Source organism: Dyadobacter sp. (genome assembly GCF_051859145.1).
In the GTDB taxonomy this organism is placed as follows: domain Bacteria; phylum Bacteroidota; class Bacteroidia; order Cytophagales; family Spirosomataceae; genus Dyadobacter.
Window position 1 is genome coordinate 1 of the sequence record NZ_JBHYGF010000431.1, and the last position, 3,264, is coordinate 3,264.

Sequence of the window (3,264 nt, forward strand, 5' to 3'; positions counted from 1 at the left end):
AGCGTACTGCCGCCATACAGTCCCTACATTCAGGATTATCCGGGTACGGGCAACCGCGTGCAGATATTCATTTCCAATTTGTCGAGAACACCGCTAACTGTCCGTCTGCTCGGTAAGCTGGAAGGCGATAACGGGGTAGTGATCCGGACTTCGGCTAACTACCGGCCCGTCCGCCCGCTGCAACTACTGCCCACCGACGTGAACCGCGCATTGACCCGCGCCGAGCTGGAAGGCTTGTTTGACCTCAACCAGATAGAAGTACAGGGAATGGACAAGAACCTGCTCTACCGCGGACTGCCGCTGCCGGAAGGAAATTACCAGCTTTGTGTACAGGCTTTTGACAATGCTACCACGCGTCCGTTGTCGGCTGAGTTCCCGATGGGATGCAGCGGACTTATCCCGATCCGCGTGATCGAGCCGCCGATCCTCATTGCCCCGATGGCAGATGCAGAGGTAAACAGCAATATTCCGCAAACCCAGCTTTTCACCTGGACAGCGCCCGTTGGTATCCTGCCCAACCAGGTGGAATATACTCTGCGGATCATCGAGCTGCCTCAAACAGGCGCAGACCCTAATGTATTTATCGATGCTGTGGTTTTACCGAAATCTGGGATCGAAGTAAAAAACCTGAAAACGACTACATTCCTGTACGGACCGCAGCACCCGCCTTTGCAGGTGGGAAAACGCTATGCGTGGCGGGTACAGGCTGTGCCGCTCAACGCACGCTTCAATATCCTGAATGAAGGCAAAAGCCCCGTGCAGGCTTTCACCTATGGTAAACTTCCGATAGCAGGCATACCTGGCATTGAGGTAGCGCAGACACCTTTTTCAACCATTCCCGGTATGGGTGACGCAGTGGACACAACCGGTGGCAAAAAAGTAATGTACGCTTACAAAATGCCTGCGAATTGCGCCTGCAAAGTGCCGGTCAATGAGAATGATCAGGTAGATAACAGCCAGGTATTGAAATCCAGGAAAGCGACCATAGCAGGTTTCCAGATGGAGCTGCTGGCCAATGTAAAGGAACAAGACGGCAAGCTTTCGGGAACGGGAATGATCCCGGTACCGATGATCAACAACAGCTACGTCAAGCTGCGTGTCAATCTTTTTGATGTGCAATGCAATGCAGGCGGACAAGTGATCGGCGGGTTTGTGCGGGCTATTTACAAAGACGGCGCACCCGGCTATACTCCGGATTACGACAAACCCGAAATGCCCGCATTGGAAATGTCACCTGCTACCATGCAGAACCTCAGCAATTTCTTCACAACTGCCAAAGATCAGCTGGTATCCTCGCTCACAAACTCTGCAAAAAGCGTGGGCTTTGAACTGCCGCTGGGCATTGATAAGAGCTTTGGCCCGGTTAATACCGTGATCGCCATTACAAACATGACCTTCATGCCGAACCAGGCATTTTTTGATGCAAATACCTGGGTGAAAACGGCCAATGCGATGGTGTCGGGAATCCCGCTGAGCGGCTATAATATGTGCTTTACACCCGAAAAGCCCTGCGGAGAAGGAATCCTTTACCTCGCCGACAAAATGCAGCTTTCTCCATTCTTCGCATTGAAAGGAGCCGAAGGCGCGCCCTCGCAAGGACCATTTGCCGGGCCGGATACCACCGTCGTAACGCATGTGGTTTTCGACGAAAACGGTTTTAAACAAATGCGTGTACACGGTTTGCTGACCCCGCCGGGGCTGGTAGACGCACAGACAAACGGGCAGGCAGAGATCAGCATTAATGCGGGATTGGTGAACTTCCAGAACTGGACTGCGCAACTTTCCTTCGCTAAATTCTACGTAGCAGGTTTGTCGGATTTCAAATTCTCCATGCAGCCCGGCAAACCTGCCATTTATGATCATTCTGAAACTGTTACCCCCGCCACGCTACCCGAGGGCTACCTGTCGCCGGCAGAAGCCAACCTCTGGCAGGGCTTATATTTTCCCGAAATCGATCTTGAATTACCGCCATTTATCAAAAGAGCAGACGGTAAGCAGCTCGCCGTGGGCGTGCAGAATATGATTTCCGACAACAATGGGTTTTCGGGTAAAGCTTTTATCAAAAACATACTGGATATAGGGGACGGCTCGCTGGCAAGCTGGTATTATTCCATTGATGAGCTGTCTGTCAGTTTCCTGAAAAGTGCATTTCAAAGCTCGCAAATGACCGGAAAACTTGTGCTGCCGATCTTCAATGATTCGGACAAAGCCGCGTCGCAAATTCCTTATGAATGCACGCTTTCCAAAGATGAGCAGGCTGGCGGGATCTCAGTTCAGTTTGTTGCAAAGCCGACTGACGAGATGAACGTGGATATCTGGCGGGCGCAGCTGAGCCTTACAAACAGCTCCGTAACTACTACTTACACCAGCAACCAGGGCGTAGAAGCACGGGCGCAGCTCAGCGGAAGCATGAATATCGACGCGACTTATTTCACGATACCTGCCGCCAAGTTTGAAGGAATGGTACTGAGTACCAAGGCGCCTTTTTTTGATGTCAAAGATTTCAAGCTCGGCTTTGCTTCCCCTCAGAAAATGGTCGACGATTTTCCATTAACCCTGGAATCCGGCGGGATAGTGACCGATCCTTCCGATCCGCTGCGGTTTGGTTTCAAGTTCATGGGTGGTATTGATCTGACCAGTCAGCCCGGCGCGCCGCTTACTGCCAGCGCGGCAGCTACGGTATTCTTCAAAACGGGTCTTACCAATGGGCGGCCAAGCTGGGCTTTTGATAAAGTATCGGCAGATTCAGTAGCTATTGACGCAGTACTGGGTCCGGTGGCGGTAAAAGGCAGACTCGCCTTTTACGAGAATCAGAGTGTTTACGGAAATGGACTTGCGGGTGATGTGGAAATGACCGTCACGGGCTTGCTGGGCGGGAAAGTGGCCGCCCGCTTCGGGAAAACACTTCCGGGTTCAGGTGCATTTAAATACTGGTACGTGGGCGGGAAAATTACGATCGGTGGGGCTGGTATCCCGCTCGCGCCGCCACTCCCGCTGTCACTGCGCAGCTTTGGAGGAGGGTTGTATTCCCATGCCGCCAGAAAAGTAGCACAAGATGGAAATGTAACGTATGTGCCTGATGAGCAAACCAAGTTTGGGTTTGAAGCATTGATGGGCGTCGGACTCACTACACCCGATGTACTCACCATGGAAGGTACCATCGGGTTGGAGATCACCGAAGGCGGAGGAATGGGGAGTCTTTCTTACCATGTTGACGCCTGGCTGCTGGGGAATACCAAAGAGGCTGCTTTTGCGAAAGGTACC

General features: G+C 52.3%; 1 protein-coding gene. It reads left to right on the forward strand.

Translation table 11 applies throughout. The features are described from left to right. Positions 1–3,264, forward strand: a 3,264-nt coding sequence (locus tag ACTIE6_RS20985) for a hypothetical protein (RefSeq protein WP_439558496.1), incomplete at both ends; no start/stop codon positions are given.